At 63.1% G+C, this 22393-nt stretch carries 20 protein-coding genes and 1 rRNA gene; 7 read left to right on the top strand and 14 right to left on the bottom strand.

The genetic code is table 11. From position 1 onward, the window contains the following. Positions 1 to 86: 86 nt before the first annotated feature. The 7 genes from ACK3BK_RS06825 (at position 87) to ACK3BK_RS06795 (ending at position 6742) form a co-directional block, all read left to right on the top strand. A complete protein-coding gene (locus ACK3BK_RS06825; protein WP_186708487.1) occupies positions 87 to 893 on the top strand; it encodes an NAD-dependent epimerase/dehydratase family protein in 807 nt (268 codons plus the stop codon). 27 nt (positions 894 to 920) lie between these two features. Next, entirely contained in the window at positions 921 to 1805 is an 885-nt protein-coding gene (locus tag ACK3BK_RS06820) for a glucurono-1,5-lactonase (RefSeq protein WP_411383967.1), read from the top strand. Positions 1806 to 1867: 62 nt separating this feature from the next. Next, a complete protein-coding gene (locus tag ACK3BK_RS06815; RefSeq protein ID WP_186722321.1) occupies positions 1868 to 2839 on the top strand; it encodes a TRAP transporter substrate-binding protein in 972 nt (323 codons plus the stop codon). A gap of 62 nt (positions 2840 to 2901) precedes the next feature. Continuing rightward, a complete protein-coding gene (locus ACK3BK_RS06810; protein ID WP_186666987.1) occupies positions 2902 to 3429 on the top strand; it encodes a TRAP transporter small permease in 528 nt (175 codons plus the stop codon). Beyond that, on the top strand, positions 3430 to 4710 hold the full coding sequence (locus ACK3BK_RS06805) for a TRAP transporter large permease (RefSeq protein ID WP_186722317.1): 1281 nt from the start codon (positions 3430 to 3432) through the stop codon (positions 4708 to 4710). Between the two features lie 212 nt (positions 4711 to 4922). Beyond that, complete coding sequence (locus ACK3BK_RS06800) at positions 4923 to 5852, top strand: EamA family transporter (RefSeq protein WP_411383966.1); 930 nt, start codon at positions 4923 to 4925, stop codon at positions 5850 to 5852. A 26-nt stretch (positions 5853 to 5878) separates the two neighbouring features. After that, the gene (locus tag ACK3BK_RS06795) at positions 5879 to 6742 is read left to right on the top strand and encodes an aldose 1-epimerase (RefSeq protein ID WP_411383965.1); all 864 of its coding nucleotides are present in this window, start codon (positions 5879 to 5881) and stop codon (positions 6740 to 6742) included. 7 nt (positions 6743 to 6749) lie between these two features. Here the strand turns inward: ACK3BK_RS06795 and ACK3BK_RS06790 are convergent, their stop codons facing one another. The 14 genes from ACK3BK_RS06790 to rrf form a co-directional block, all read right to left on the bottom strand. Then, positions 6750 to 7646, bottom strand: a complete 897-nt coding sequence (locus tag ACK3BK_RS06790; RefSeq protein ID WP_411383964.1) for a LysR family transcriptional regulator — start codon at positions 7644 to 7646, stop codon at positions 6750 to 6752. A gap of 37 nt (positions 7647 to 7683) precedes the next feature. Next, a complete protein-coding gene (locus tag ACK3BK_RS06785; protein WP_411383963.1) occupies positions 7684 to 7854 on the bottom strand; it encodes a hypothetical protein in 171 nt (56 codons plus the stop codon). Between the two features lie 22 nt (positions 7855 to 7876). Continuing rightward, positions 7877 to 8506: a glutathione S-transferase family protein gene (locus ACK3BK_RS06780; protein ID WP_411383962.1), complete on the bottom strand. Its 630-nt coding sequence runs from the start codon at positions 8504 to 8506 to the stop codon at positions 7877 to 7879. A gap of 274 nt (positions 8507 to 8780) precedes the next feature. Beyond that, a complete protein-coding gene (locus ACK3BK_RS06775; protein WP_411383961.1) occupies positions 8781 to 9335 on the bottom strand; it encodes a UPF0149 family protein in 555 nt (184 codons plus the stop codon). 78 nt (positions 9336 to 9413) lie between these two features. Then, positions 9414 to 10403, bottom strand: a complete 990-nt coding sequence (locus tag ACK3BK_RS06770; RefSeq protein ID WP_288377787.1) for an asparaginase — start codon at positions 10401 to 10403, stop codon at positions 9414 to 9416. Next, the gene (locus ACK3BK_RS06765; RefSeq protein ID WP_186722353.1) at positions 10400 to 11488 is read right to left on the bottom strand and encodes a hypothetical protein; all 1089 of its coding nucleotides are present in this window, start codon (positions 11486 to 11488) and stop codon (positions 10400 to 10402) included. Before ACK3BK_RS06765 ends, ACK3BK_RS06770 begins: the two co-directional genes overlap by 4 nt. Positions 11489 to 11566: 78 nt before the next feature. Further along, complete coding sequence (locus ACK3BK_RS06760; protein ID WP_288377788.1) at positions 11567 to 12454, bottom strand: nitrilase family protein; 888 nt, start codon at positions 12452 to 12454, stop codon at positions 11567 to 11569. A gap of 141 nt (positions 12455 to 12595) precedes the next feature. Next, positions 12596 to 14536 (bottom strand): flavin monoamine oxidase family protein, encoded by a 1941-nt coding sequence (locus ACK3BK_RS06755; RefSeq protein WP_411383960.1) that lies wholly within the window; start codon positions 14534 to 14536, stop codon positions 12596 to 12598. Positions 14537 to 14680: 144 nt separating this feature from the next. Next, positions 14681 to 16324 (bottom strand): acetolactate synthase large subunit, encoded by a 1644-nt coding sequence (locus ACK3BK_RS06750; protein WP_065861364.1) that lies wholly within the window; start codon positions 16322 to 16324, stop codon positions 14681 to 14683. Between the two features lie 48 nt (positions 16325 to 16372). Beyond that, complete coding sequence (locus tag ACK3BK_RS06745; protein ID WP_186666995.1) at positions 16373 to 17101, bottom strand: transporter substrate-binding domain-containing protein; 729 nt, start codon at positions 17099 to 17101, stop codon at positions 16373 to 16375. A gap of 87 nt (positions 17102 to 17188) precedes the next feature. Beyond that, on the bottom strand, positions 17189 to 18253 hold the full coding sequence (locus ACK3BK_RS06740; RefSeq protein WP_411383959.1) for a lactonase family protein: 1065 nt from the start codon (positions 18251 to 18253) through the stop codon (positions 17189 to 17191). 117 nt (positions 18254 to 18370) lie between these two features. Continuing rightward, a complete protein-coding gene (gene acnA, locus ACK3BK_RS06735; protein WP_411383958.1) occupies positions 18371 to 21028 on the bottom strand; it encodes an aconitate hydratase AcnA in 2658 nt (885 codons plus the stop codon). Positions 21029 to 21173: 145 nt separating this feature from the next. Then, the gene (locus ACK3BK_RS06730; RefSeq protein WP_411383957.1) at positions 21174 to 22067 is read right to left on the bottom strand and encodes a LysR family transcriptional regulator; all 894 of its coding nucleotides are present in this window, start codon (positions 22065 to 22067) and stop codon (positions 21174 to 21176) included. 147 nt (positions 22068 to 22214) lie between these two features. Continuing rightward, a 5S ribosomal RNA gene (gene rrf / locus ACK3BK_RS06725) occupies positions 22215 to 22330 on the bottom strand. Positions 22331 to 22393 lie beyond the last annotated feature (63 nt).

Raw genomic sequence — 22393 nt, 5'->3', positions numbered from 1 at the left:
CAATGCATTGACAAGCCGCGAACTCGCTGTCGATAATCGACCCATGTCGTACGACAACCTACAACAATCAACGACAAGAGCTGGCCATGACCACTACTCCCTTCAAACGCCTGCTGCTCACCGGAGCGGCAGGCGGCCTGGGCCAGGTGCTTCGCGAACGCCTCAAAGGCAGCGCCGAAGTCCTGCGCCTTTCCGATATCGCCCCGATGGCACCTGCTGCCGGTCCGCATGAAGAAGTGATCACCTGCGACCTGGCCGACAAGGCTGCGGTACACGCGCTGGTCGAAGGCGTCGATGCCATCCTGCATTTTGGCGGGGTGTCCACCGAGCACAGTTTCGAGGATATCCTCGGCCCCAATATCTGCGGGGTGTTCCACATCTACGAAGCGGCGCGCAAGCATGGGGTAAAACGCGTCGTCTTCGCCAGTTCCAACCATGTGATCGGCTTCTATCGCCAGGACGAGCGGCTCGATGCCCACTCCCCTCGCCGCCCCGATGGCTATTACGGCTTGTCCAAGAGCTACGGCGAGGACCTGGCCAGCTTCTACTTCGACCGCTACGGCATCGAGACCGTCAGCATCCGTATCGGCTCGTCCTTCCCGCAACCGCAGAACCCGCGAATGCTTTGCACCTGGCTGAGCTACGACGACCTGCTGCAACTCATCGAACGCAGCCTGCGCACCCCCGACGTCGGCCACACCGTGGTCTATGGCGCGTCCGACAACCGCACCGTCTGGTGGGACAACCGCCACGCCGAGCACCTGGGCTACCAGCCCAAGGACAGCTCGGAGGTGTTCCGCGCCGACGTCGAATCAAGGCCCGCGCCCCCCGCCGACGACCCCAGCATGGTCTACCAGGGCGGCGCCTTCGTCGCTGCCGGCCCCTTCGATTGAGCGCCACTGCGTGCAAGGAGCAGCACCATGCAGCACTGTGAACTGATCGTCGACGCGCGCAACGCCACCGGGGAAAGCCCGGTGTGGCATGCCGGCGAGCAGGCCCTGTACTGGGTCGATATTCCCGCCCGCCAACTGCAGCGCTGGCGCCTGGCCGATGGCAAGCACGACGTCTGGCAGGGCGATGAAATGCTGGCCTGCATCGCCCGTGGCGCACAGGGCTGGGTCGCGGCGATGGAGACCGGCCTGTTCACCCTTGAACCGACCGCGGACGGGCGCCTGCTCGGCACGCTCCTGGCCAGCGTCGAGCATGCCCGCGACCGCATGCGCTTCAACGACGGGCGCTGTGACCGCCAGGGCCGTTTCTGGGCCGGCACCATGCTGATGGACATGCAGCAAGGCGCCCAGGTCGGCGCACTCTACCGCCTCGATGGCAAGGACCACCTGCATTGCCAGCTCGACGGCATGATCGTGCCCAACGGCCTGGCCTTCAGCCCGGACGGCAGGCGCATGTACCTGTCCGACTCGCACCCGACGGTGCAGAAGATCTGGTCGTTCGACTACGACACCGACAGCGGTACGCCCCATAACCAGCAGCTGTTCGTCGACATGCGCGAGCATCCAGGCCGCCCCGATGGCGCGGCCGTCGACCAGGACGGCTGCTACTGGATCTGCGGCAACGACGAGGGGGTGATCCATCGCTTTGCCCCCGATGGCCGCCTGGACCGCTCGCTGCACGTGCCGGTGAAGAAGCCGGCGATGTGCGCCTTCGGTGGCCCTCAGCTCGACACCCTGTACGTCACCTCGATCCGCCCCGATGGCATCGACCTCGCCGACCAGCCGCTGGCCGGCGGCGTGTTCGCCCTGAATCTCGGCGTCAAGGGCCTGGAGGAAACACCCTGGCAAGGCTGACCGCCCAGCCCACCCACACCTGCACAACCGAAACCAGATAATAAAAACCACGGAGTTTCATCATGACCTTCAAACGCACGTTGCTTCTTGCCGCCCTCCCCTTGGCCCTCGGTCTGTCCAGTGCCGCCAGCGCACTGGACATCAAGTTCGCCGAGATCCACCCAGCCGGCTACCCGACGGTGGTCGCCGAGCAGAACATGGGCAAGAAACTCGAACAGGCCAGCAATGGCGAGATCACCTTCAAGATGTTCGCCGGCGGTGTGCTCGGCTCGGAAAAGGAAGTCATCGAACAGTCGCAGATCGGCGCGGTGCAGATGACCCGCGTGAGCCTGGGGATTGTCGGCCCGGTGGTGCCGGATGTGAACGTGTTCAACATGCCATTCGTGTTCCGCGACCAGGCGCACATGCGCAAGATCATCGATGGCGAGATCGGTCAGGAGATCCTCGACAAAATCACCAACTCCGAATTCAACCTGGTGGCACTGGCCTGGATGGATGGCGGCTCGCGCAGCATCTACACCAAGAAGCCGGTGCGCAGCATCGATGACCTCAAGGGCATGAAGATCCGCGTACAGGGCAACCCGCTGTTCATCGACATGATCAACGCCATGGGCGGCAACGGCATCGCCATGGACACCGGCGAAATCTTCAGCGCCCTGCAGACCGGGGTGATCGACGGCGCCGAAAACAACCCGCCGACCTTGCTCGAGCACAACCACTACCAGAGCGCCAAGTACTTCACCCTGACCAACCACCTGATCCTGCCGGAGCCGGTGGTGATGTCCAAGACCACCTGGAACAAGCTCACACCGGACCAGCAGGCACTGGTGAAGAAAGTCGCGCGTGAAGCGCAGATGGAAGAGCGCGAACTGTGGGACGCCAAGTCCGCCGCCAGCGAAGAGAAACTCAAGGCCGCGGGTGTCGAGTTCATCGCCGTGGACACCAAGCCGTTCTATGACGCCACTGCCCCGGTACGCGAAAAATACGGTGCGCAGTACGCCGACCTGATGAAACGCATCGACGCGGTCGAGTAAGCCACTCCTTCCAGACGACTCCGGCAGCACGGCGCCCGCCGTGCCGCCTCCTGGTGATGCCCATGAAAACGTTTTTCCTGCGCCTGAACGACAGGCTCTACAGCAGCTGCATCTGGATCGCTGGCCTGTCGATCCTGGCCATGTCGCTGATCATTCCCTGGGGCATCTTCGCCCGTTACGTGCTCGGCACCGGCTCCAGTTGGCCGGAGCCGGTGGCGATCCTGCTGATGGTGGTGTTCACCTTCGTCGGCGCCGCCGCCAGCTATCGCGCCGGCGCGCACATGGCGGTGGCGATGCTCACCGACCGCATGCCCGCACCACTGCGCCAGCTGGTTGGCGTGCTGGTGCAGGTGCTGATGATCGTGGTGTGCCTGTTCATGACCTGGTACGGCACCAAACTGTGCATCACGACGTGGAACCAGTTTCTCGCCTCGCTGCCGGGCGTGCGGGTGGGCATGACCTATGCGCCGATCCCGGTGGGCGGCGTACTGACCTTGATCTTCGTGCTGGAAAAACTCGTGCTGGGCGATCAGAGCAACCGCAAGGTGGTGCGCTTCGACCTGGTGGAAGAAAGCGAAGGAGCGGCATAAATGGATGCGTTCATTCTGTTGGGCAGTTTCATCGCGCTCATCCTGCTGGGCATGCCGGTGGCTTATGCGCTGGGGCTCTCTGCACTGATCGGTGCCTGGTGGATCGACATTCCGCTGCAGGCAATGATGATCCAGGTGGCAAGCGGGGTTAACAAGTTTTCGCTGCTGGCCATTCCATTCTTCGTGCTGGCCGGTGCGATCATGGCCGAGGGCGGCATGTCGCGGCGCCTGGTGGCTTTCGCCGGGGTGCTGGTGGGCTTCGTGCGTGGCGGGCTGTCGCTGGTCAATATCATGGCCTCGACCTTCTTCGGCGCGATTTCCGGCTCCTCGGTGGCCGACACGGCGTCGGTCGGTTCGGTGCTGATTCCGGAAATGGAGCGCAAAGGTTATCCGCGCGAATTCTCCACGGCGGTGACCGTCAGCGGCTCGGTGCAGGCACTGCTCACCCCACCAAGCCACAACTCGGTGCTCTATTCGCTGGCCGCAGGCGGCTCGGTATCGATCGCCTCGCTGTTCATGGCCGGGGTGATGCCGGGGCTGCTGCTCAGTGCGGTGATGATGGGCCTGTGCCTGTTGTTCGCCAAGAAGCGCAACTACCCCAAGGGCGAAGTGATCCCGATGCGCCAGGCGCTGAAGATCGCCGGTGAAGCGCTTTGGGGCCTGATGGCCATGGTGATCATCCTCGGCGGCATTCTCTCGGGCGTGTTCACCGCCACCGAGTCGGCGGCCGTGGCGGTGGTGTGGTCGTTCTTCGTGACAATGTTCATCTACCGCGACTACAAGTGGCGCGACCTGCCCAAGCTGATGCATCGCACGGTGCGAACCATCTCCATCGTGATGATCCTGATCGGCTTCGCAGCCAGCTTCGGCTACGTGATGACGCTGATGCAGATCCCGTCGAAGATCACCACTGCGTTCTTGACCCTGTCGGACAACCGCTACGTGATCCTGATGTGCATCAACTTCATGCTCCTGCTGCTGGGCACGGTGATGGACATGGCGCCGCTGATCCTGATCCTCACCCCGATCCTGCTGCCGGTGATCACTGGCATCGGCGTGGACCCTGTGCACTTCGGCATGATCATGCTGGTCAACCTCGGTATCGGCCTGATCACCCCGCCGGTGGGGGCGGTGTTATTCGTCGGCTCGGCGATCGGCAAGGTCAGTATCGAGGCGACGGTCAAGGCGCTGCTGCCGTTCTACCTGGCGCTGTTCATGGTACTGATGGCGGTGACCTACATCCCGGCCATCTCGCTGTGGCTGCCAAGCGTGGTTCTGTAAGTTCGTGGACAGCCTGCTCTCTCCCGGTGGGAGCAACTGTCTTGTTCAAGTCCTAAAGGCCAGCCTAATCCCCTGTGGGAGCGGCGGTTCGGCGCCCCGACTTGTCCCGCGATCACCGGCAGAGCCGGTGCCATGCAGCGCGGTGTTCTTGGCGTAGGCCCCCGCCCCGGCAAGCCCCCACTGTTGACCTCTTTTGCAAATGGACCCTGCACATGGCTGTTCCCGCCTCACCTTCCCTCTTCCCGCGCAAGCTGGCCATCGCCCTCCTGGCGCTGCTGGCCTGCTCGTTCGCCGGCAACCACATCGCCGCGCGCATCGCCTTCGATGACGGCACCGGCGTGCTGCTGGCGATTCTCTGCCGCTCGGGCATCACCTTCCTGGCCCTGGCCAGCCTGGTGCTCTGGCAACGCCAGGCCCTGGGGCTGCCCAGCGGCACCCGGCGCTGGCAACTGCTGCTGGGGCTGCTGATCGCCACCCAGAGCCTGTGCCTGTACTCGGCGGTGGCGCGCATCCCGGTGGCGTTGGCACTGCTGGTGGGCAACACCTTCCCGATCCTGCTGGCGCTGCTCAACTGGGCGCTCAACGGCGTACGCCCAACCGGGCGCACGGTGCTGTTCATGGCCCTGATCCTCTGCGGCCTGGTGCTGGCCCTGGATGTGCCGGGACGCCTGGCCGACAGTGGCACGAGCAATCCGCACTGGACCCTCGGGGTCAGCCTGGCCTTCGGTGCCGCCTGCGTGTTCGCCTGTGCGCTGTGGATCACCGACAACAAGCTGGCCGCTGTGCATGGCCCGGTCCGCAGCCTGCTGACCTTGCTGATCGTGTTCACCAGCATGCTGGTGGCAGGCGCTGGTGGTTGGGTGCCGGCGGGCCTGTCGTTGCCGGGCAGCGCAGGGGGATGGATGGCCCTGGCCAGCCTGGTGGTGCTGTACGGGGTGGCATTCACCCTGCTGTTCGTCTGCGTGCCGCGGCTGAACATGGCGCAGAACGCGCCAGTGATGAACATCGAACCAATCGCCACCCTGCTGCTGGGGTGGGCCTTGCTCGACCAACAGTTGAGCGGCCTGCAACTGCTCGGCGGGGCGGTGGTGGTCAGTGGCATCGTGCTGTTGACGTACCGCCGCCAGCCCGCGGCGAAATGAGCACGGCCCTGCCGGAGAACAGCGCAATGACCGAACTGCACCTGCAGGACCGCCTGACCCGTCTCACCCTGGCCCCCGCGCTGGGCGCCAGCCTGGTCAACTGGCAGGTCAAGGCCACCGGCCAGGCGTTGTTGCGCCACAGCGACGCCGCAGCACGTGCCAGCGGCTCACCCCGGCGCCTGGCCTGCTATCCGCTGGTGCCCTGGTCCAATCGCATCGCCGCTGGCGGCTTTGCCCGCCCGGACGGCTGGCAGGCCCTGGCCGCGAACACCGATCACGATCCCTACCCGATCCACGGTAGCGCCTGGCAGCAGCCGTGGCGTGTGGAGCACCACAGCCAGCGGCGGGCCCGGATGATCCTCGACAGCCAGCAGCCCTTCGCCTACCAGGCCATGCTGGATGTGCACCTGCACGAGGGGCGTCTTGACCTGGAGCTGCACGTCACCCACCTTGCCGCCCAGGCGACCTGGCACGGGCTGGGCCTGCACCCGTATTTTCCAAGGTCTGCCAACACCCGCCTGCAGGCATCCGCCCGCCAGGTGTGGCTTGGCGAGAGCGGTGAGCTGCCATCACGGCTGGCGCCCATTCCCGAGGCCTGGCGCTTCGACAGCGCCCGCCACTTGCCCCTGACACCGGTCGACCACGCCTTCGCAGGCTGGACAGGCAGCTGCACCATCGAACAGCCCGACGCGGGCTATCGCCTGGAATGCCAGGCCACCGGCGCCGAACACTTTCTGTTGTTCTGTCCGCAAGATCGCGACTTCTTCTGCTTCGAGCCGGTCAGCCACCCGATCAACGCCCATCACCTGCCCGGGCGCCCGGGGCTGCGCTTGCTGCAGCAGGGCGAGCAGGCCAGCCTGGGGTTGCGCCTGCGTTATCTGCCGGGCTGACGGGCAGTCAGTCCAGGCCCTTGGCGCGCACGTCGGCGGCCAGCATGTCGATAAACGCGCGCACCTTGGCCGAGCCGTACTTGCTCTCGCGGTGCAGGATATGGATGGGCCAGGGCGCCTCCTCGAAATCGGCGAGCACTACCTGCAGGCGACCGCTGGCGATCTCCTCGACCACCTGGTACGACAGCAGCCGGGCGATACCCAGGCCTGCGCATGCGGCGGCAATGGCACCGTCGTTGCTGGTCACGGTGAGGCGGGGCTTCATGCGCACCATGGTCGGCTCGTCGGTCAGGCCAAAACGCCAGCCCGCACGTGGCGACAGGTTGGTGGTGGCGATCACCACATGCTCGTGCAGATCGGAGGGGTGCGCCGGTACGCCGTGCCTGGCGAGGTAATCGGGCGATGCGCAGAGCATGCGCCTGACCTTGCCGACACGCAGGGCCTTGAGCCCGGAGTCGGGCAACTGGCCGATGCGCACCGCCACATCCATGCCCTCCTCGACCATGTTCACCACCCGATCGAGGAAGTACGCCGACACGTCCACCTCAGGGTACTGCTGCAAGTAACGCACGATGCTAGGCATGACGAACTTCTTGCCGAACAGGATCGGCGCGGTCACCGCCAGTTCGCCCTTGGGCGTGGCGTTGACTCCGGCTGCCGCCTCGTTGGCCTCGGCGATGCTGGCGAGGATGCTGCGGCAGTCTTCCAGGTAACGGCCGCCGGCCTCGGTCAGGCGCACGCTGCGGGTGGTGCGCAGCAGCAGCTTGACCCCCAGGCGTTCTTCGAGGGCGCTGACCGCGCGGGTCACCGCAGCGGGCGACATGTCCAGCCGGCGTGCCGCGCCAGCGAAGCTTTCCAGCTCGCCGACGGCGACGAATACCTTCATCAGGTGGATGTGGTCCATGCCCTGCCCTTCTGCCTGGAAACGATGTGCGATTATTTCAGCAGCCGGGGCGAATGAGTAGGTCGGGATGAGTGATGACCTGCGGCAGCAGGTAACTGGCCTCACACTCCGCGGCACAGGGCAGCGCCGGGACATCGAGCATGTCGATATCAGGGCACCTGTCCCCAGGCCACGCGGCAGACTGCTCGAGCGGTTCGACGACGTTCATCACTCATCTCCTGTCGCGAGGATCAGGCCTCGGCCTGCAGACCTGCCGCAGTGCGCGGCATCGCTACGAAACCGTCCAGCGCCTCGACCCGCGCCAGCCACGCTCGCACATTCGGGTAGGCTTCCAGCGACACGTTGCCTTCCGGTGCGTGGGCGATGTAGGAGTAGTTGGCGACGTCGGCGATGCTCGGCTCGCTGCCGGTGAGGAACGGCGCCTTGCCCAGCTCAGCCTCCATCACTTTGAGCAGGTTGTGGGCACGACCGATGACTTCGTCGGCATTGAAGCCTGCACCGAACACGGTGATCAGCCGGGCAGCAGCAGGCCCGAAGGCGACGGGGCCGGCGGCGATGGACAGCCAGCGCTGTACTCGGGCTTCGCCGGCGGCGTCCTGGGGCAACCAGCGGCCCTGGCCATAGGTCTTGGCCAGGTAGACGAGGATGGCGTTGGAGTCACCGATGATGGTGCCGTTGTCATCGATCACAGGCACCTGCCCGAACGGGTTGAGGGCCAGGAACTCAGGCTTTTTCTGCTCGCCCTTGGCCAGGTCGACGAAGACGACTTCCGGCTGCAGCTTGAGCAGCGACAGCATCAGCAGGGCACGATGAGCGTGGCCGGACTTGGGGAAGTGATAGAGCTTGATAGGGTTGGTCATGATCTGGACTCCGGTTCAAAGGTTTGAGGTCTGAGCGCCGGTATCCAAGGATGGCGCTGCTGGAGGGAATCCTGCACCTGTTCGCCGTTCAACAGAATCCGTGTGGCCAGCAATCCATAATTTCGCTGATCGGAATAATACAAGCGGTGCATTGCTCACAAACCCTGTGGGATCGGGCTTGCCCGCGAAGAAGCCACCGCAGTACATGGCACCGGTGGTAGGTCGATTGCCACCGGTTGCTCTGAGTGCCGACTTCGCTATGAAGCACCAGTGATCAGTCGCGTGTCAGCTTCTGATAGCGATAAAGGCCACGGACCGCCTCGATCACGCCCGGCACGCAGGCCTGGTGTTCATCGAAGCTCATCGCATCGAGCAGCTCGAAATTGTCTTCCAGGCCATGCAGGGAAATGGCCTTGAGCAGGGCGTCCTGCTGCGCTGGCAACTCGCTCCACTCGGCAACCTGGGTGCCGCGCATGTAGCCGAAACACCACTCTTCGAGAATGATCGCTGGCCCTTCCTCGCCCTCGCTTTCCTCGAACAAAGGCTCGAAGCCGTCGAGGTTCTCGTCCAACTCGTCGGCGACCTGGTCGGCGTAGCGCAGCATCAGCGCAGTGTAGGCTTCCTCGTGGGCGGGCTTCTTGAACTTGGGCACCTTGCCGCCGGCAACGGCTGGCAGCCATTGCTCGGGGTTGACCCTGACAGGCGAACTGGCCAGCGCAGTGAAGAAACCGTTGAGCTCGGCGAGGTTGAGTACCGAATAGTCGTTGCCGTAGGTGATCAGGAGGTCTTCGAGGCGGTGGAGTTCTTTTTCGCTGAGCGGCGGGAGCATGGGCTGGCGTCCTGATTGAATAGGGGTGCACCCTAGCACAGAGCCATGCAAAACGTGCCCGCTCATGCGGGCACCGGCTCAGTGGGCCAACCAGTCATCCAACTCTGTGAGGGCTGAGCTGCCCAGCAGCAACCAGAGCAAGATGCGACACTTGCGCGGGCAGAGCACACCAGCCATGCGCATGCCCTTCGCCTGCAGGTCGATCTCACCCCCCACAAAACCGTAGGTCGCACGAGCCGTCGAGCCACTGCCGGTGCGGGTAGCGACGATGACCGGCATGTGCCCGACCACATCAGCCAACGTATCGGCCCAGGGCTCGGAAACATGGCCGGCACCAAACCCGGCGACGACCAGCCCGTCATACCCCAACCCCGGGAGGGCCTGCAGCAAGGTCGTATCGGCATCGAGGCAGGCCTCGAGCAGGACAACGCGCTGGCTGGTGCGCTGCGGGAGAGGCAGCACTCGGCGTCGTGAAGCGACCTGACGATAGTGTGCACAGCCCTCTACCACCTGCCCTATGGGCCCGCTGCCCGGGGATTCGAACGCCGCCATCGCAAGGCTTGCCGTCTTGCGAACCGCTTTGGCCTCATGGATCTGGTCATTGATCACGGCCAGAACACCCCTCCCCCGGCTGTTCTCGGACAGGGCCACCCGCACGGCCGCCAGTAGATTGGCCGGCCCATCGGCCCCAGGGTGGCTGGCAGCGCGCATGGCACCGGTCATGATCAGTGGTGCATCGCATGGCCAGAGCAGGTCGAGGAAGTACGCCGCCTCCTCGAGGGTATCGGTACCCTGGGTCAGCACCACAGCCTGTGCACCCTGCCCGACTTGCGCCTTGGCCCACGCCAAGACTTCCAGCAACCCGGTGAAGTCCAGTGATGCACTCGGTACCAGGCATAAAGTCGCCGTGCTGAACTGCGCCAGCCCGACCAGTTGCGGCAATGCAGCCAGCATTGCATCACAATCGAGTTTCGGTGTGACCCCCTGCCCCGGAGCTGCGGCCTGCATGCTGACCGTCCCCCCCAGGCTGCCGATGGCGACACGCGGCAATGCCGTTTCCTGCGTCATGCTTCACCTCCTGCCAGCCATCCGACCAGAGGCACGATCGCCAGGGTACAGATGGCCATGGACAACACATTGCCGATATAACCGTGCATGTAGCGTGGCAAACGCTGAGTGATGGCCACGGCCAAGGGCGGTGCGAACACTGCGCCAAACACTGCGCTGGCCACCACCACCTGCCAACTGCCGCCCCATGTGAGGACCGTCGCCGGCACGACCGAGACGATGGGAATGTAGGTGGGGTACCAGCCCCGCATCATCCACTGCCGTCGCCACAATAACACGCCGACCAACGAGGCCAGCGCCTGCCCTGCCACCATGTGCAGCACCAACTGTGAGCCATAGGCCGGGGCACCTGGTGCGAGTATGTAAGCCAGCAGTACGCCCAACAGCAGGCCCAGGCTGGCCAGTTCATTGCCGAAAAATGGCGCCTCGCTGAAGTCTGCCAGCACCCGCCGCAGGGTCCAGGCAACGCCATGGTCGGGGTTGCATGCGCCCGCGGTCGACGGGGCGGCTGCGAGGCCATCACGTACCAGCACGGGATAGCGCTTGCACAACAGGAAGGCCACCACGCTGCCCAGTGCCATGCCGCAGACATTGCCGATGACTACCGGCAAGCCCAGCGGGTAGCACAAGTAATTGACCATCATCAGGCTCGCCGGGGTCACTAGCACGGCACCGAGCAGAGCACCATTGATCGCGACTCGCCAGCCCCCGCCAAAGAACAGCACCATGGCCGCTGGCAGTGACACAAAGGCCACGAATGTCGGTTGCCAGGTACCGCTGGAAAGCGTCCAGCCCCACAACCCGTGGCTGAGCAGCAACCCCAGCATCGAACTAAGCAGCAGCCATGGCCAGAGCCCGCTGCCGTAACAGATGGCGAAGCCTTGCCAACGATAGCCCCGAACCTGGGCCCAATGCGCAAGGCTCGCGCCCAACAGCAGGCCCAGGGCGGGGAGCTCATGCTTGTAGAACGCAACCTCGCTGATGTCACCAATGATCCAGCGCAACCGACTCAATGGCTGATCCAGGGTCGCGGCGACGTGGGCGTAATCAGGCCACTGTCCCAACACCAAAACCACGAGCAGCATCCCGGCCACGGCGGCCACGATGAAAGTGCAGGTGAATGACCGTCGTGTCGAATCGTGTACGTGTTCCATACCCTCTCCTCAACGCGGCAGCGGTGCATGCAACCGATAACCCAGGGTCGCGTCGTACAGGTCGATACGTCGATCCCGGGGCAGATCATTGAGGCTGTTCCAGATGGGCGCCGAACGTGCTGCGCTAAGGTCGACATCCGCATAGAGGATGCACTCCTGCTCGGCTCCGGCCACTTCCCCAAGCGGCCAGCCATGGGTGCCAGCGATCAGCGAGCAGCCGAGGAAACGCCCGCCACGTTCATGGCCGATACGATTGGCGGCGGCGATGTAGAGGTTGTTGACATGGGCTGCCGTCATGGTGAGATACGACGCCATGCAGCGCCCCGCCTCGTCGAACAGCGGCGGTGGCGTCCACACCCAGTTGTTCAGGCTGCAGATGATATCGGCACCCTGCGCGGCCATCAGGCGGGGGACTTCAGGGAACCAGATATCCCAGCAGATCAACAGGCCGATCCTGCCTATTGGCGTCTCGAAGACCGGGAAGCCCAGGTCACCAGGGGTGAACCAAAGCTTCTCCTGGTTCCACAGATGCGCCTTGCGGTAATGCCCCAGCAGGCCGCCGGGCCCCAGGAGCACGGCGCTGTCATAGAGCCTGAGGCCATCACGTTCGGCGAAGCCCGCGACTAGGTAGACCTGCAGCTCGCGGGCAAGCTCCGTCCAGGCCTTGAGGCTTCGCCCCTCAGACAAGGTTTCGGCATGGTCATAGGCTTCTGAGCGGGACTGGAAGGTATAGCCGGTATTGGACAGCTCGGGCAGTACGATGAGGTTGGCGCCTTCGCGCGCAGCCTGCCGTACAAGGGCCAGGCTTTGACAGAGATTGGCGTCGCAATGTTCGAGACCAACTTGCGGGTCGTACTGGATGACAGCGACGCGCACAGGGCTGACGGGGTGGTGCATGGCGGCTTCCTCTTGTGGTTGTTTTGGAAGGCCGCCAGTAGATCTGGGGAAGTACAAAGAGAAACAGTCAGGGATCTCTCATCACCATGCAAGAAAGGTTCAAATCTCTTGAAAGATAGATCCTACTTGCCTACGCATCGGTCAAGACCGCCGGACCTCATAATGCGGATAGCACTCAAGAGTGAAATCGCCCTTGAACTGAGCCTGGGTGTGGTCGCAGAGGTTGATCACCACATCGATGGCTGTACGCAGACAAGGCTCGGTCCAGCCGGCATCGACAGAAAAGGACTCACCGGCAAGGTACAGCCCTGAAGCACCGGCCAGGTCACGGTTGTACTTCATCAGGCTGACGGCGTCATAGTAGGTACCAGCTCGGTACAATTTCGCGCACCCCAACGAATTACGATCTGTCATCCAGCGTTGTATGCGAATGTTTTGCTTATCGATGTAGGGAGAGATGGGTTCAGCGATATTGACGCATCGCATCAGAATTCGATCCAGCTCAGCCACACACTTGTCCACCAGTTCATCGTCCGAGAACACCGCAAGCTTGGTCGCATCATCCTCCCATGTGTAGCTGAGCAGGATGCAGTCATGCGCACAGTGGTCGTTGTAGCGATAGGCATAGACATCGTGGACAAAGCTGTCGGTAATCAATATCTGCGGCAGTTGGGGATTATGGTCGAGGAAGCGCTTATCGAGAGGCGCGTAAACCTTGCAACTGGTCTCCCAGTGCGCATGTTTCCAGGCATCGATAATCGGCTGTGGCAATACAGCCTGACTGAATCCCTCGAGGCGAATATTGGTTTCGATCAACCAGGAAGGCATCGTCAGGATTACGCTGTCGAAGACGTCGCTAAGCAGTTTCTCCTCCGCGGGCTCGCTTGGCTGCCATCGATAATCAACCTGGATACGGCCATCGGCTAGCTTGTGCAGTGCACATACCGAACTGCTAGTGAGCAGCCCGTTGTCGCGGGCAACACACTGTTCATAGAGTGAAGTGCCACCCGCCTCCAGCGGCATGAAAAGCAGGCATTCATCCATTGCCGCCAAGCCTACATAAGTCGGCGCCTGGAACCTCTCCCCTCTGCTATCGGGGATTCCATCACGCTCCAAATAAGGCGCGGGCAACGGTACACCTTGGTCATCCACCCTGCCGTGGACCAACTGCAAATGGCTGCTGAATCCAAAAATTGCAGTCCGTAGCGGATACAGGCAGCAGACGTCATAGAAGGCGCCCCAACTACCGTCACCTATCCCGATGGCATAAAAGATCGCCGATTCGTCGCTATCCATTCCCAACCCACCGAACGCGCCAGGATCGGCCGCACTCCATGTGTCGAGAACAGGCAGGTGCACCAGATCGCGAAAGGACAAACGATGGTAGTGCTCAACGATGGCAGACCACATGGCCTCCCACTCCGCCGTCCCATACACAGCGGCCACTTTCTCGGCAAACCGCTTGGCAAAGCGCTGCCATTTACCGTGAACCGACTGCAAGATTTCGGTTGGTGGGGGTGTAATGCCCTCTGGATTCTTCCAAATGAGCAACTTGGGATCTCCCTCGCCATGCAGCAAACCTTCCCGCAGGTATATACCCGTAGCATTGACCCACGGTGTGCCTGGATTAGGAAAGTCGGAGATCTTCAGATCAAATAACTGGGCGTAATGGGCCATGAGTGAACGCCCTGCCTTGGGAGGCTCGCCGGTTCGATTGAAGAACGGCATACGCATGGCTCCCATCTCGAACGGCGTCGAAGACTGAGCGTGGCTCTCTGGATGACCTACCACGGTCAGATGTCGCCCGCCAATACGATGGGACTGCTCGATCAAGGTAATCTGGGTGAAACCACAACGCAGCAGTTCACGCGCTGCGGTGAGGCCTGTAACGCCCGCACCAACGATGCAGATGCGATGCTCCGGGCGAGTTGCAAGGGCAATACCGTCTACTTGCTCTACCAGTCGGCGATAGTCAAAACATAGGTCAGGTGGATTGGGAAATCGTGCAGCCCAGGGCTTAAGGGGAGAGTTCGGCTTGATAGCCAGATCGGCAGGATGATTGTGTGACGATCCTATAGTCATGATTCAGGCACTTCCTTCGAGGAAAAAAGAAACCTGAAAATGCCGCGCCCAAGCAAATGGCAAGTGGTAATTAGTTGTTTTGAACTGTGAAAACCTTCGCGGGCGTATCGTAACCTCGACTTGCCCGCGAAGGCACCTCAGGCCTTACACCGCCAGCGCGCGCTCACGCAGCTCGCTGTTGAGGATGCGGTCGTTCTCGCTGTAGTCGACCGGGCAGTCGATCACATGCACGCCCGGGGTCTTGATGCAGTGCTCGAGCAGCGGCAGCAGGCCTTCGGCGCTTTCCACGCGGTGGCCATTGGCGCCGTAGGCTTCGGCGTACTTGACGAAGTCCGGGTTGCCGTAGTCCAGGCCGAAGTCGGTGAAGCCCATGTTGGCCTGCTTCCAGCGGATCATGCCGTAGCCGTCGTCACGCAGGATCACCACGGTGATGTGCATGCCCAAGCGCACTGCGGTCTCCAGCTCCTGGCTGTTCATCATGAAGCCGCCGTCGCCGCACACCGAGATCACCGGGCGGTCCGGGTACACCAGGTGCGAAGCCATGGCCGACGGCAGGCCGGCGCCCATGGTCGCCAGGGCGTTGTCCAGCAGTACGGTGTTGGGCTTGTGCGCCTTGTAGTTGCGGGCGAACCAGATCTTGTAGATGCCGTTGTCCAAAGCGACGATGCCTTCGGAGGGCAGTACGCGACGGATGTCGGCAACCAGGCGCTGCGGGTAGACCGGGAAGCGGTCGTCATCGGCACCTTCGGCGATCTGCGCCTCGTTGGCTTCACGGATCGCCATCAGGCGGGTGAAGTCCCAGTGCGAGGTGTCGGTCAGCGCTTCACTGATCTGCCACACGGCGTTGGCGATGTCGCCGATCACTTCGACCTGCGGGAAGTACACGGCATCGACTTCGGCAGAGCGGAAGCTGATGTGAATGACTTCGGTGCCGCCACGGACCATGAAGAACGGTGGCTTCTCGATCACGTCGTGACCGATGTTGATGATCAGGTCGGCCGCCTCTACGGCGCGGTGCACGAAATCACCGGACGACAGCGCAGCGTTGCCCAGGAAGCGTGGGTGGCGCTCGTCGACCACACCTTTACCCATCTGCGTGGTGATGAACGGGATGCCGGTCTTGTCGATCAGTTGCTTGAGGACCTTGGCGGTCATCTTGCGGTTGGCGCCGGCGCCGATCACCAGGATCGGGTTGCGTGCGTTCTGCAGCTTCTGCACAGCGGCTTCGATGGCCACGTGCTCGGCCAGCGGGCGGCGGTGCAGGCTGCGCGGGATCGGCAGGGCGTCGGTCTGCTCGGCGGCGATGTCTTCGGGCAGTTCCAGGTGCACGGCACCTGGCTTTTCTTCTTCGGCCAGGCGGAAGGCTTCACGCATGCGCGCGGGGATGTTGTCGGCCGAGGCGAACTGGTGGGTGTACTTGGTGATGGGGTCCATCATGCCGCACACGTCGATGATCTGGAAACGGCCCTGCTTGGACTTCTTGATCGGCTTCTGGCCGGTAATCATCATCATCGGCATGCCGCCCAGGTACGCGTAGGCACTGGCGGTCACCAGGTTGGTCGCACCTGGGCCCAGGGTCGACAGGCTGACGCCGGTCTTGCCGGTCAGGCGGCCATAAGTGGCAGCCATGAAGCCTGCGGATTGCTCGTGGCGGGTCAGTACCAGCTTGATCTTCGACTTGCGCAGGGATTCGAGCAGGTCGAGGTTCTCCTCGCCGGGAATGCCGAACACATACTCGACACCTTCGTTTTCCAGGCATTGCACAACGACATCGGCGGCCTTGGCCATCTTGCTTGTTACCTCAATTGATTGGACGTGGGTGGAGTCCAGGGACGGTCAGCGCGGTGCGCTGACATCGGTCTGTCCGGTGGCCAGCAAAGCCCCCCGAACAAAGCCTTGACGCAGGCAACGCTCGACAAAGTCACTTACAAATGCGGCCGAATTGTCGCAGCCCCTCGGAACGGCCATGGCCTGGCGGATCGCGGTGAACGCACCGTCGAGCACACGGTAGCGCGGATCGGTGTCGGCGACCTTCTGCAAAGGCTGGCGCACACCTGCGGCGGCGTCCAGGCCTTCGTCGACAAACAGATCGACGGCAGCTGCGGAGGTGTCGGCGCGACACAGTTCGGCATGCTGCAGGGTGCGGCTGAGGTAGAGGTCATAGGCCGCGCCCTTGCCGACGGCCAGGCGCAGGCCGGATTGGTCGAGTTCGTCGACGTGCTGGAAGGGGGCGTCTTTTCTGACCAGGTAGGTGCCCTCGATCAGCACGTAGGGCGCGCTGAAGGCGATCTGCGCCTCGCGCACCGGTTCGATGGCGAGGAAGGCCAAGGTCCAGGCGCCCTCCTCCAGGGCGGCGAACACCTTGCCCGCGGCGTCAAAGGTGCGCATCTCGAGGCGCACGCCCAGTTCTTCGGCCAACTGCTTGGCCAGGGCGACCGAGACGCCCTGGGGCTCGCCATCAGGGCCGCGTTGGGCGAGGACCGGGTTGCCGTAGTTGATGGCAGCACGCAGGACGCCATCAGGGGCGATTTCGTCGAGAACGGCCTGGGGGATAGTGAGCGTCATTGGAACTCCGCTGGGCGATGAGTGGAATTGATGATTACAGCTACTGGCTGTGGGAGCGGGCTTGCCCGCGAAAAGGCCAGCACCGATTCAAGAATGGGCTGAGGCAGAAAAGACCATGCACACCGGGCTGCCGGTGGACACCGAGAAACCAGTCTGGCGCAGCCTGCCCTGCTCGGGATCGACGACGAAAGCCACGATGCTGTCGCTGTCTTCGTTGAGCGCGAAGAGGAAACGCTGATTGGGGGTAAGGGCGAAAAAGCGAGGAGTCTTGCCGGCACTGGGCTGCACTTCGACCAGGCTCAGAAGACCACTGGCTGCATCGACCGCATACACCGCAAGGCTGTCGTAGCCCCGGTTGGAGGCATAGACGAAACGACCGTTGCGGTCGATCTCGATCTCCGCGGCGCGGCTGTTGCCGGTGTAGGTCGAGGGCAACGTCGAGAGGATCTGCAGCGGCTGCAACGCGCCGTTGTGCGAGTCGAAACGGTAGGTGGTGACGGTCGAGTCCAGCTCGTTGACCACATAGGCGAACGGCGCCTTGGGGTGCACTGCAAGATGCCGCGGGCCGGCGCCTTCGCGAGTGGTGACGAAAGGCTGCTCGGCGGGATGCAGGCGGCCGTTGTCGAAGCGAAAGGTGAATATCCGGTCCAGCCCCTTGTCCGGCACCAGGACGAACTGGCCCGAGGCATCGAAGAGGTTGAAGTGCGGCTTGGCGAAGGGCTGCTCGATACGGTGCGGGCCGATCGGCCCCTCAAGCGTGAGCAACTGGCTGAGGGGGCCGATGCGCCCGTCCTGTTCGACATTGAGCACGGCAAGCGTGCCCGTGATGTGGTTCGACACCACCAGGAAGCGCTCGCTCGGGTCCAGTGCCAGGTGCACCGGATTTCTGCCCTCGCAGCGCTGACGGTTGAGCAACGCGAGCCGACCAGTGGCCTTGTCGACAGTGAAGGCGCTGACCTCGTCGAGGTCGCCATGCACCGTGTAGAGCCGATCCCCAGCGCGATTCAGCGCCAGGAAGGAAGGGTTGACCAGATCACCGACGACCTGGACCTGCTCCAGGCTGCCGTTGGCCTGATCGAGGCGGTAGACAGTGATGCCATCGCCACGGGCATTGCGCTCCCGGGCCGTGCGCGAGCCGACATAGGCGTACATAGGGGGTCGTTCTCCCAGTTGCGGATAGGTGGATCACCTGGCTGGCTGCCCATGGTCAGGGACGCGGAGCTGCCAGGCAAGTCCGCGCCCTTCATATGTGCAAACGATGCCGGGGCCTCAGCCGCGGGTGCGCTGCACCACCTTGCGGATCACGTAAGGCAGTACACCGCCATTGGTGAGATAGCGGATCTCCTGCTGCGAGTCGAGCCGTGCGATGAGTTCGGCCTCATCGACACCGCCATCGACGCGACGCACCTGCAGGCGGATGCGGTTGTCACCGACCCTCAGTTCGTCCAGGCCGATGAAATCGAACTGCTCGCTGCCGTCGAGCTGCAGGTCATCGACGCCCTGCCCTGCCGGGAACAGCAAAGGCAGCACACCCATGCCGATCAGGTTGCTGCGGTGGATACGCTCGATGCCGCGCGCCACCACAGCTCGCACGCCAAGCAACGCCTGGGCCTTGGCCGCCCAATCGCGACTGGAGCCTGCGCCGTAGTTGATACCGGCGAACACCACCATGGGGGTGCCGACATAGCTCTGCGCGGCCTCGTAAAGCGGCAGGCACTGATTGTGGTCGGCATTCCAGGCCCAGGCGCCGACGCCAGGCTGGGTATCACCGAGCAGACGGTTTTTCACCGACTTGTTGGTGAAGGCACCACGCAGCATGACTTCGTGGTTGCTGCGCCGGGTCGAATACTGATTGAGGTCCTGCGGGTCTTCGCCGCGGTCCAGCAGCCACTGGCCGGCCAGGCTACTGGCGGGAATGGCGCCGGCTGGAGAGATGTGGTCGGTGGTGACATTGTCCCCCAGCACCATCAAGGTACGGGCGTTCTCGATTGCCAGGCTGGCCTTGGGTTCGGCCTGGATATCGGCCAGGTATTGCGGGCGGCGCAGGTAGGTCGAGCGTGCATCCCAGGGGAACTGCACGCTGCCCTCGGCCGAGAGGGCCTGCCAATGATGGGTGCCGTCCCACACCGTGGCCAGGCGCTGCTGGAAGAACTCGGGCTTGACCACCTGGGCCACCAGCGCCTGCACTTCATCATCAGTGGGCATCAGGTCGTGCAGGTGAACCGGGTTACCGGCGCTATCCTGACCGAGCGGCTCGTGGGTCAGGTCGATATCGATGCGCCCGGCAATGGCGAAGGCTACGCACAGCGCAGGCGATGCCAGGTAGCCCGCAGGCACCTTGGGGTTTACCCGACCTTCGAAGTTGCGGTTGCCTGAAAGCACCACCACCCCCTTCAGGCCTTGGTCGGCGAAGGCCTCGACATGTGCCTCGAGCTTGCCGGAGTTGCCGATGCAGGTCATACAGCCGAACCCGGCCAGGTCGAAGCCCAGCGCGGAGAAGTCCTGCAGCAAGTCGGCTTCGCTCAGGTAATCAGCCACCACCTGCGAACCGGGCGACAACGAGGTCTTCACCCAGGGCTTGCGCTTGAGCCCCAACCGCCGCGCGCGGCGGGCCAGCAGACCGGCCTGGATCATCTGCGCGGGGTTGGCGGTGTTGGTGCAACTGGTGATGGCCGAGAGCACCACCGCGCCATGGTCGATGGCCTCGCCGAAGCTGGGCGCGAGGTAGCGGCTGCCGATCAGCTCGCTACCGCCCAGCACCTGTTCGCGGAACGACTCACCGGCGCGCGACAGCGGCTGACGCTGGTGCGGCTGGTAGGGGCCTGCGACGCTGGGCTCGATACTGGCAAGGTCGAGCTCGATCAGTTCGTCGAATTCAGGCTCCGGCAGCGCGTCGTGGCGATAGAGCCCCTGGGCCTGCAGGTAGGTGGTGGCCTGCAGGCACAGCTCGGTGGAGCGACCGCTGAGCTTGAGGTAATCGAGGGTCTGGTCGTCGAAGGGGAAGAACACCACGGTGGCACCATACTCGGGCGCCATGTTCGATACCGTGCCACGCGCAGCCCAACCAAGGTTCGATAGACCCGGGCCTGTGAACTCGACGAACTTGCCCACCACCGAGCGCTGGCGCAGGATCTCGGCCACGTGCAGCGACAGGTCGGTGGCGGTCACTCCAGGACGCAGGGCGTTGCTGACGCGAAAACCGATAACCTGGGGGAAGTTGATCGGTACCGGCTCACCCACCATCGCCGCCTGTCCTTCCAGACCGCCGACACCCCAGCCGAGCACACCGATGGCGTTGATCATCGGCGTGTGGCTGTCGGTGGCGACCATGTCGTCAGGGTGCAGCAAACGCTGCCCCTCGGCGGTGCGGGTTTCCCACACCACCTTGGCCAGGGCCTCCATGTTCATCTGGTGGATGATGCCAGTCCCCGGCGGAATGACACCGAAATTGTCCAGGCTCTTCTGCGCCCACTTGATGAAACGATAGCGCTCGCTGTTACGACGAAAATCGATCTCGAGGTTCTGCTCCACCGCATCGGCTTCTGCGTAGTGTTCGACGATCACCGAATGGTCGATGGTCAGCACCGCAGGAATCAGCGGGTTCATCGCCGCCGGGTCGCCGCCGAGTTCGGCGACCACATCGCGCATACCGGCAAAGTCGGCCAGGGCTGGCAGGCACGTGGTGTCATGGAACATCAGGCGGTTGGGCTGGAATGGCACCTCGCAGTCCGGCCCCTCGCCGATGGCGCGGGCAAGCACGGCGTCCAGCGCCTCGGGAGAACAGCGTGCCACGTTCTCCAGAAGGATGCGGATGGCGTAGGGCAAGCGCTGCAGTTGGGTGGGCGTCAGCAGTTTCTTGAGATCGAGGTAGGTGAAGTGATCCTGGTCGATCTGCAGGGGGCTCATCAGGTGGGCATTGTCGATCATGCGCGTGTCGCTCGGCTTCTTGTCATCATGGCGTCGTTCAGGCGACGACGCTGCAGGTGAGCCAATGCTAGGCGCTGGAGCGAGGGGTGAAAATTGATCGATTATCACGTCAGCGTTCTCCATCGGAGAACGCTCGAAAGGAAGGTTATGGCTGGGAGGGAGCGCCCAGGTGGTCGATGAAGGTCTTGAGCGTCGGCGAGGCGAGCTCGTACTTCTTGAATACCAGCAGCAATGAGCGGTGGGCCCAGGGCTCTGACAGGGTCACACGCTTGAGGCTGTGGCTGCGCACGTAGGGCTCCACCGCGCTACGTGGCAGCACGGTAATACCCAGGCCATTGGCGACCATGCGACACATGCAGTCGAAGCTGCTGATACGAATACGCAACTTGAGCGGTTGACCCATTTCTTTGGCCTGTTCGGTGAGCAGGCTGTGCAGGGTGCTGTCCAGGTGCGGGCCGACGAACTCGTATGCCAGCACCTCGCTGAACTGTACGGTGCGGCGTTTGGCCAGCTCGTGCTCTACCGGCACCACCAGCACCAGTTCATCGTGCCGGTAAGGCAGGGTTTCAAGCCCCTGTGGGGCTGTGTGCGACGAGATGATACCGAGGTCGGCGTGATCATCCGCGACAGCGCGGACTACCGCCGAGCCTACACCTTCCTCGATATCGAACTTGATCTGTGGGTAAAGCTGGGTGAAGCCAGCCATGTCCTGGGGCAGGAACTGCGACAGCGCCGAGGTGATGGCGTGAATGCGGATATGGCCTTTGACCCCTGCGGCGAACTCGCTGAGTTCGTTGTCCAGCTGTGCCAGGGTCTGCTTGAGCTGACGGGCGTAATAGAGCAGGGATTGACCGGCAGGCGTCAACTCGACACCGCGCGCGTTGCGAATCAGCAGCGGCGAACCGATCTGCGCCTCAAGTTCGCTGATGCGTTTGCTGATCGCCGAGACCGCCAGGTGCTTGATACCCGCAGCGCGCGTCAGATTGCGCTCCTGGGCGACAGTGATGAACAGGTCCAGGCTGGTAAGGTCGTAGCGCATGCGGGCCGGGTCAGGGAAGAATAGAGGTGCACCATACCCGGTAGAAGCAGGCTTGTCCCGTGGCATGGGCGGGTCCGGCCTGGCTTCAGAACGCCAGAAAGACAAAACCCCTACCTGCTCGCGCAGATAGGGGTTTTGCGAAATGAATCTTGACGATGACCTACTCTCACATGGGGAAACCCCACACTACCATCGGCGATGCATCGTTTCACTGCTGAGTTCGGGATGGGATCAGGTGGTTCCAATGCTCTATGGTCGTCAAGAAATTCGGTTGCCAGTGCGTCTTTGCAGACACGCCAGCCAATTCGGATATGTGATCTTTGTGA

This window comes from Pseudomonas sp. L7 (assembly GCF_046605565.1).
In the GTDB taxonomy this organism is placed as follows: domain Bacteria; phylum Pseudomonadota; class Gammaproteobacteria; order Pseudomonadales; family Pseudomonadaceae; genus Aquipseudomonas; species Aquipseudomonas wayambapalatensis.
This window is presented reverse-complemented; position numbering and strand designations above follow the sequence as displayed.

Excerpts from the sequence above, each read along its gene's own strand:
- ACK3BK_RS06825 (WP_186708487.1), top strand. The coding sequence starts at position 87 with ATGACCACTACTCCCTTCAAACGCCTGCTGCTCACCGGAGCGGCAGGC.
- ACK3BK_RS06820 (WP_411383967.1), top strand. The coding sequence starts at position 921 with ATGCAGCACTGTGAACTGATCGTCGACGCGCGCAACGCCACCGGGGAA.
- ACK3BK_RS06815 (WP_186722321.1), top strand. The coding sequence starts at position 1,868 with ATGACCTTCAAACGCACGTTGCTTCTTGCCGCCCTCCCCTTGGCCCTC.
- ACK3BK_RS06810 (WP_186666987.1), top strand. The coding sequence starts at position 2,902 with ATGAAAACGTTTTTCCTGCGCCTGAACGACAGGCTCTACAGCAGCTGC.
- ACK3BK_RS06805 (WP_186722317.1), top strand. The coding sequence starts at position 3,430 with ATGGATGCGTTCATTCTGTTGGGCAGTTTCATCGCGCTCATCCTGCTG.
- ACK3BK_RS06800 (WP_411383966.1), top strand. The coding sequence starts at position 4,923 with ATGGCTGTTCCCGCCTCACCTTCCCTCTTCCCGCGCAAGCTGGCCATC.
- ACK3BK_RS06795 (WP_411383965.1), top strand. The coding sequence starts at position 5,879 with ATGACCGAACTGCACCTGCAGGACCGCCTGACCCGTCTCACCCTGGCC.
- ACK3BK_RS06790 (WP_411383964.1), bottom strand. The coding sequence starts at position 7,646 with ATGGACCACATCCACCTGATGAAGGTATTCGTCGCCGTCGGCGAGCTG.
- ACK3BK_RS06785 (WP_411383963.1), bottom strand. The coding sequence starts at position 7,854 with ATGAACGTCGTCGAACCGCTCGAGCAGTCTGCCGCGTGGCCTGGGGAC.
- ACK3BK_RS06780 (WP_411383962.1), bottom strand. The coding sequence starts at position 8,506 with ATGACCAACCCTATCAAGCTCTATCACTTCCCCAAGTCCGGCCACGCT.
- ACK3BK_RS06775 (WP_411383961.1), bottom strand. The coding sequence starts at position 9,335 with ATGCTCCCGCCGCTCAGCGAAAAAGAACTCCACCGCCTCGAAGACCTC.
- ACK3BK_RS06770 (WP_288377787.1), bottom strand. The coding sequence starts at position 10,403 with ATGACGCAGGAAACGGCATTGCCGCGTGTCGCCATCGGCAGCCTGGGG.
- ACK3BK_RS06765 (WP_186722353.1), bottom strand. The coding sequence starts at position 11,488 with ATGCTGCTCGTGGTTTTGGTGTTGGGACAGTGGCCTGATTACGCCCAC.
- ACK3BK_RS06760 (WP_288377788.1), bottom strand. The coding sequence starts at position 12,454 with ATGCACCACCCCGTCAGCCCTGTGCGCGTCGCTGTCATCCAGTACGAC.
- ACK3BK_RS06755 (WP_411383960.1), bottom strand. The coding sequence starts at position 14,536 with ATGACTATAGGATCGTCACACAATCATCCTGCCGATCTGGCTATCAAG.
- ACK3BK_RS06750 (WP_065861364.1), bottom strand. The coding sequence starts at position 16,324 with ATGGCCAAGGCCGCCGATGTCGTTGTGCAATGCCTGGAAAACGAAGGT.
- ACK3BK_RS06745 (WP_186666995.1), bottom strand. The coding sequence starts at position 17,101 with ATGACGCTCACTATCCCCCAGGCCGTTCTCGACGAAATCGCCCCTGAT.
- ACK3BK_RS06740 (WP_411383959.1), bottom strand. The coding sequence starts at position 18,253 with ATGTACGCCTATGTCGGCTCGCGCACGGCCCGGGAGCGCAATGCCCGT.
- acnA (WP_411383958.1), bottom strand. The coding sequence starts at position 21,028 with ATGATCGACAATGCCCACCTGATGAGCCCCCTGCAGATCGACCAGGAT.
- ACK3BK_RS06730 (WP_411383957.1), bottom strand. The coding sequence starts at position 22,067 with ATGCGCTACGACCTTACCAGCCTGGACCTGTTCATCACTGTCGCCCAG.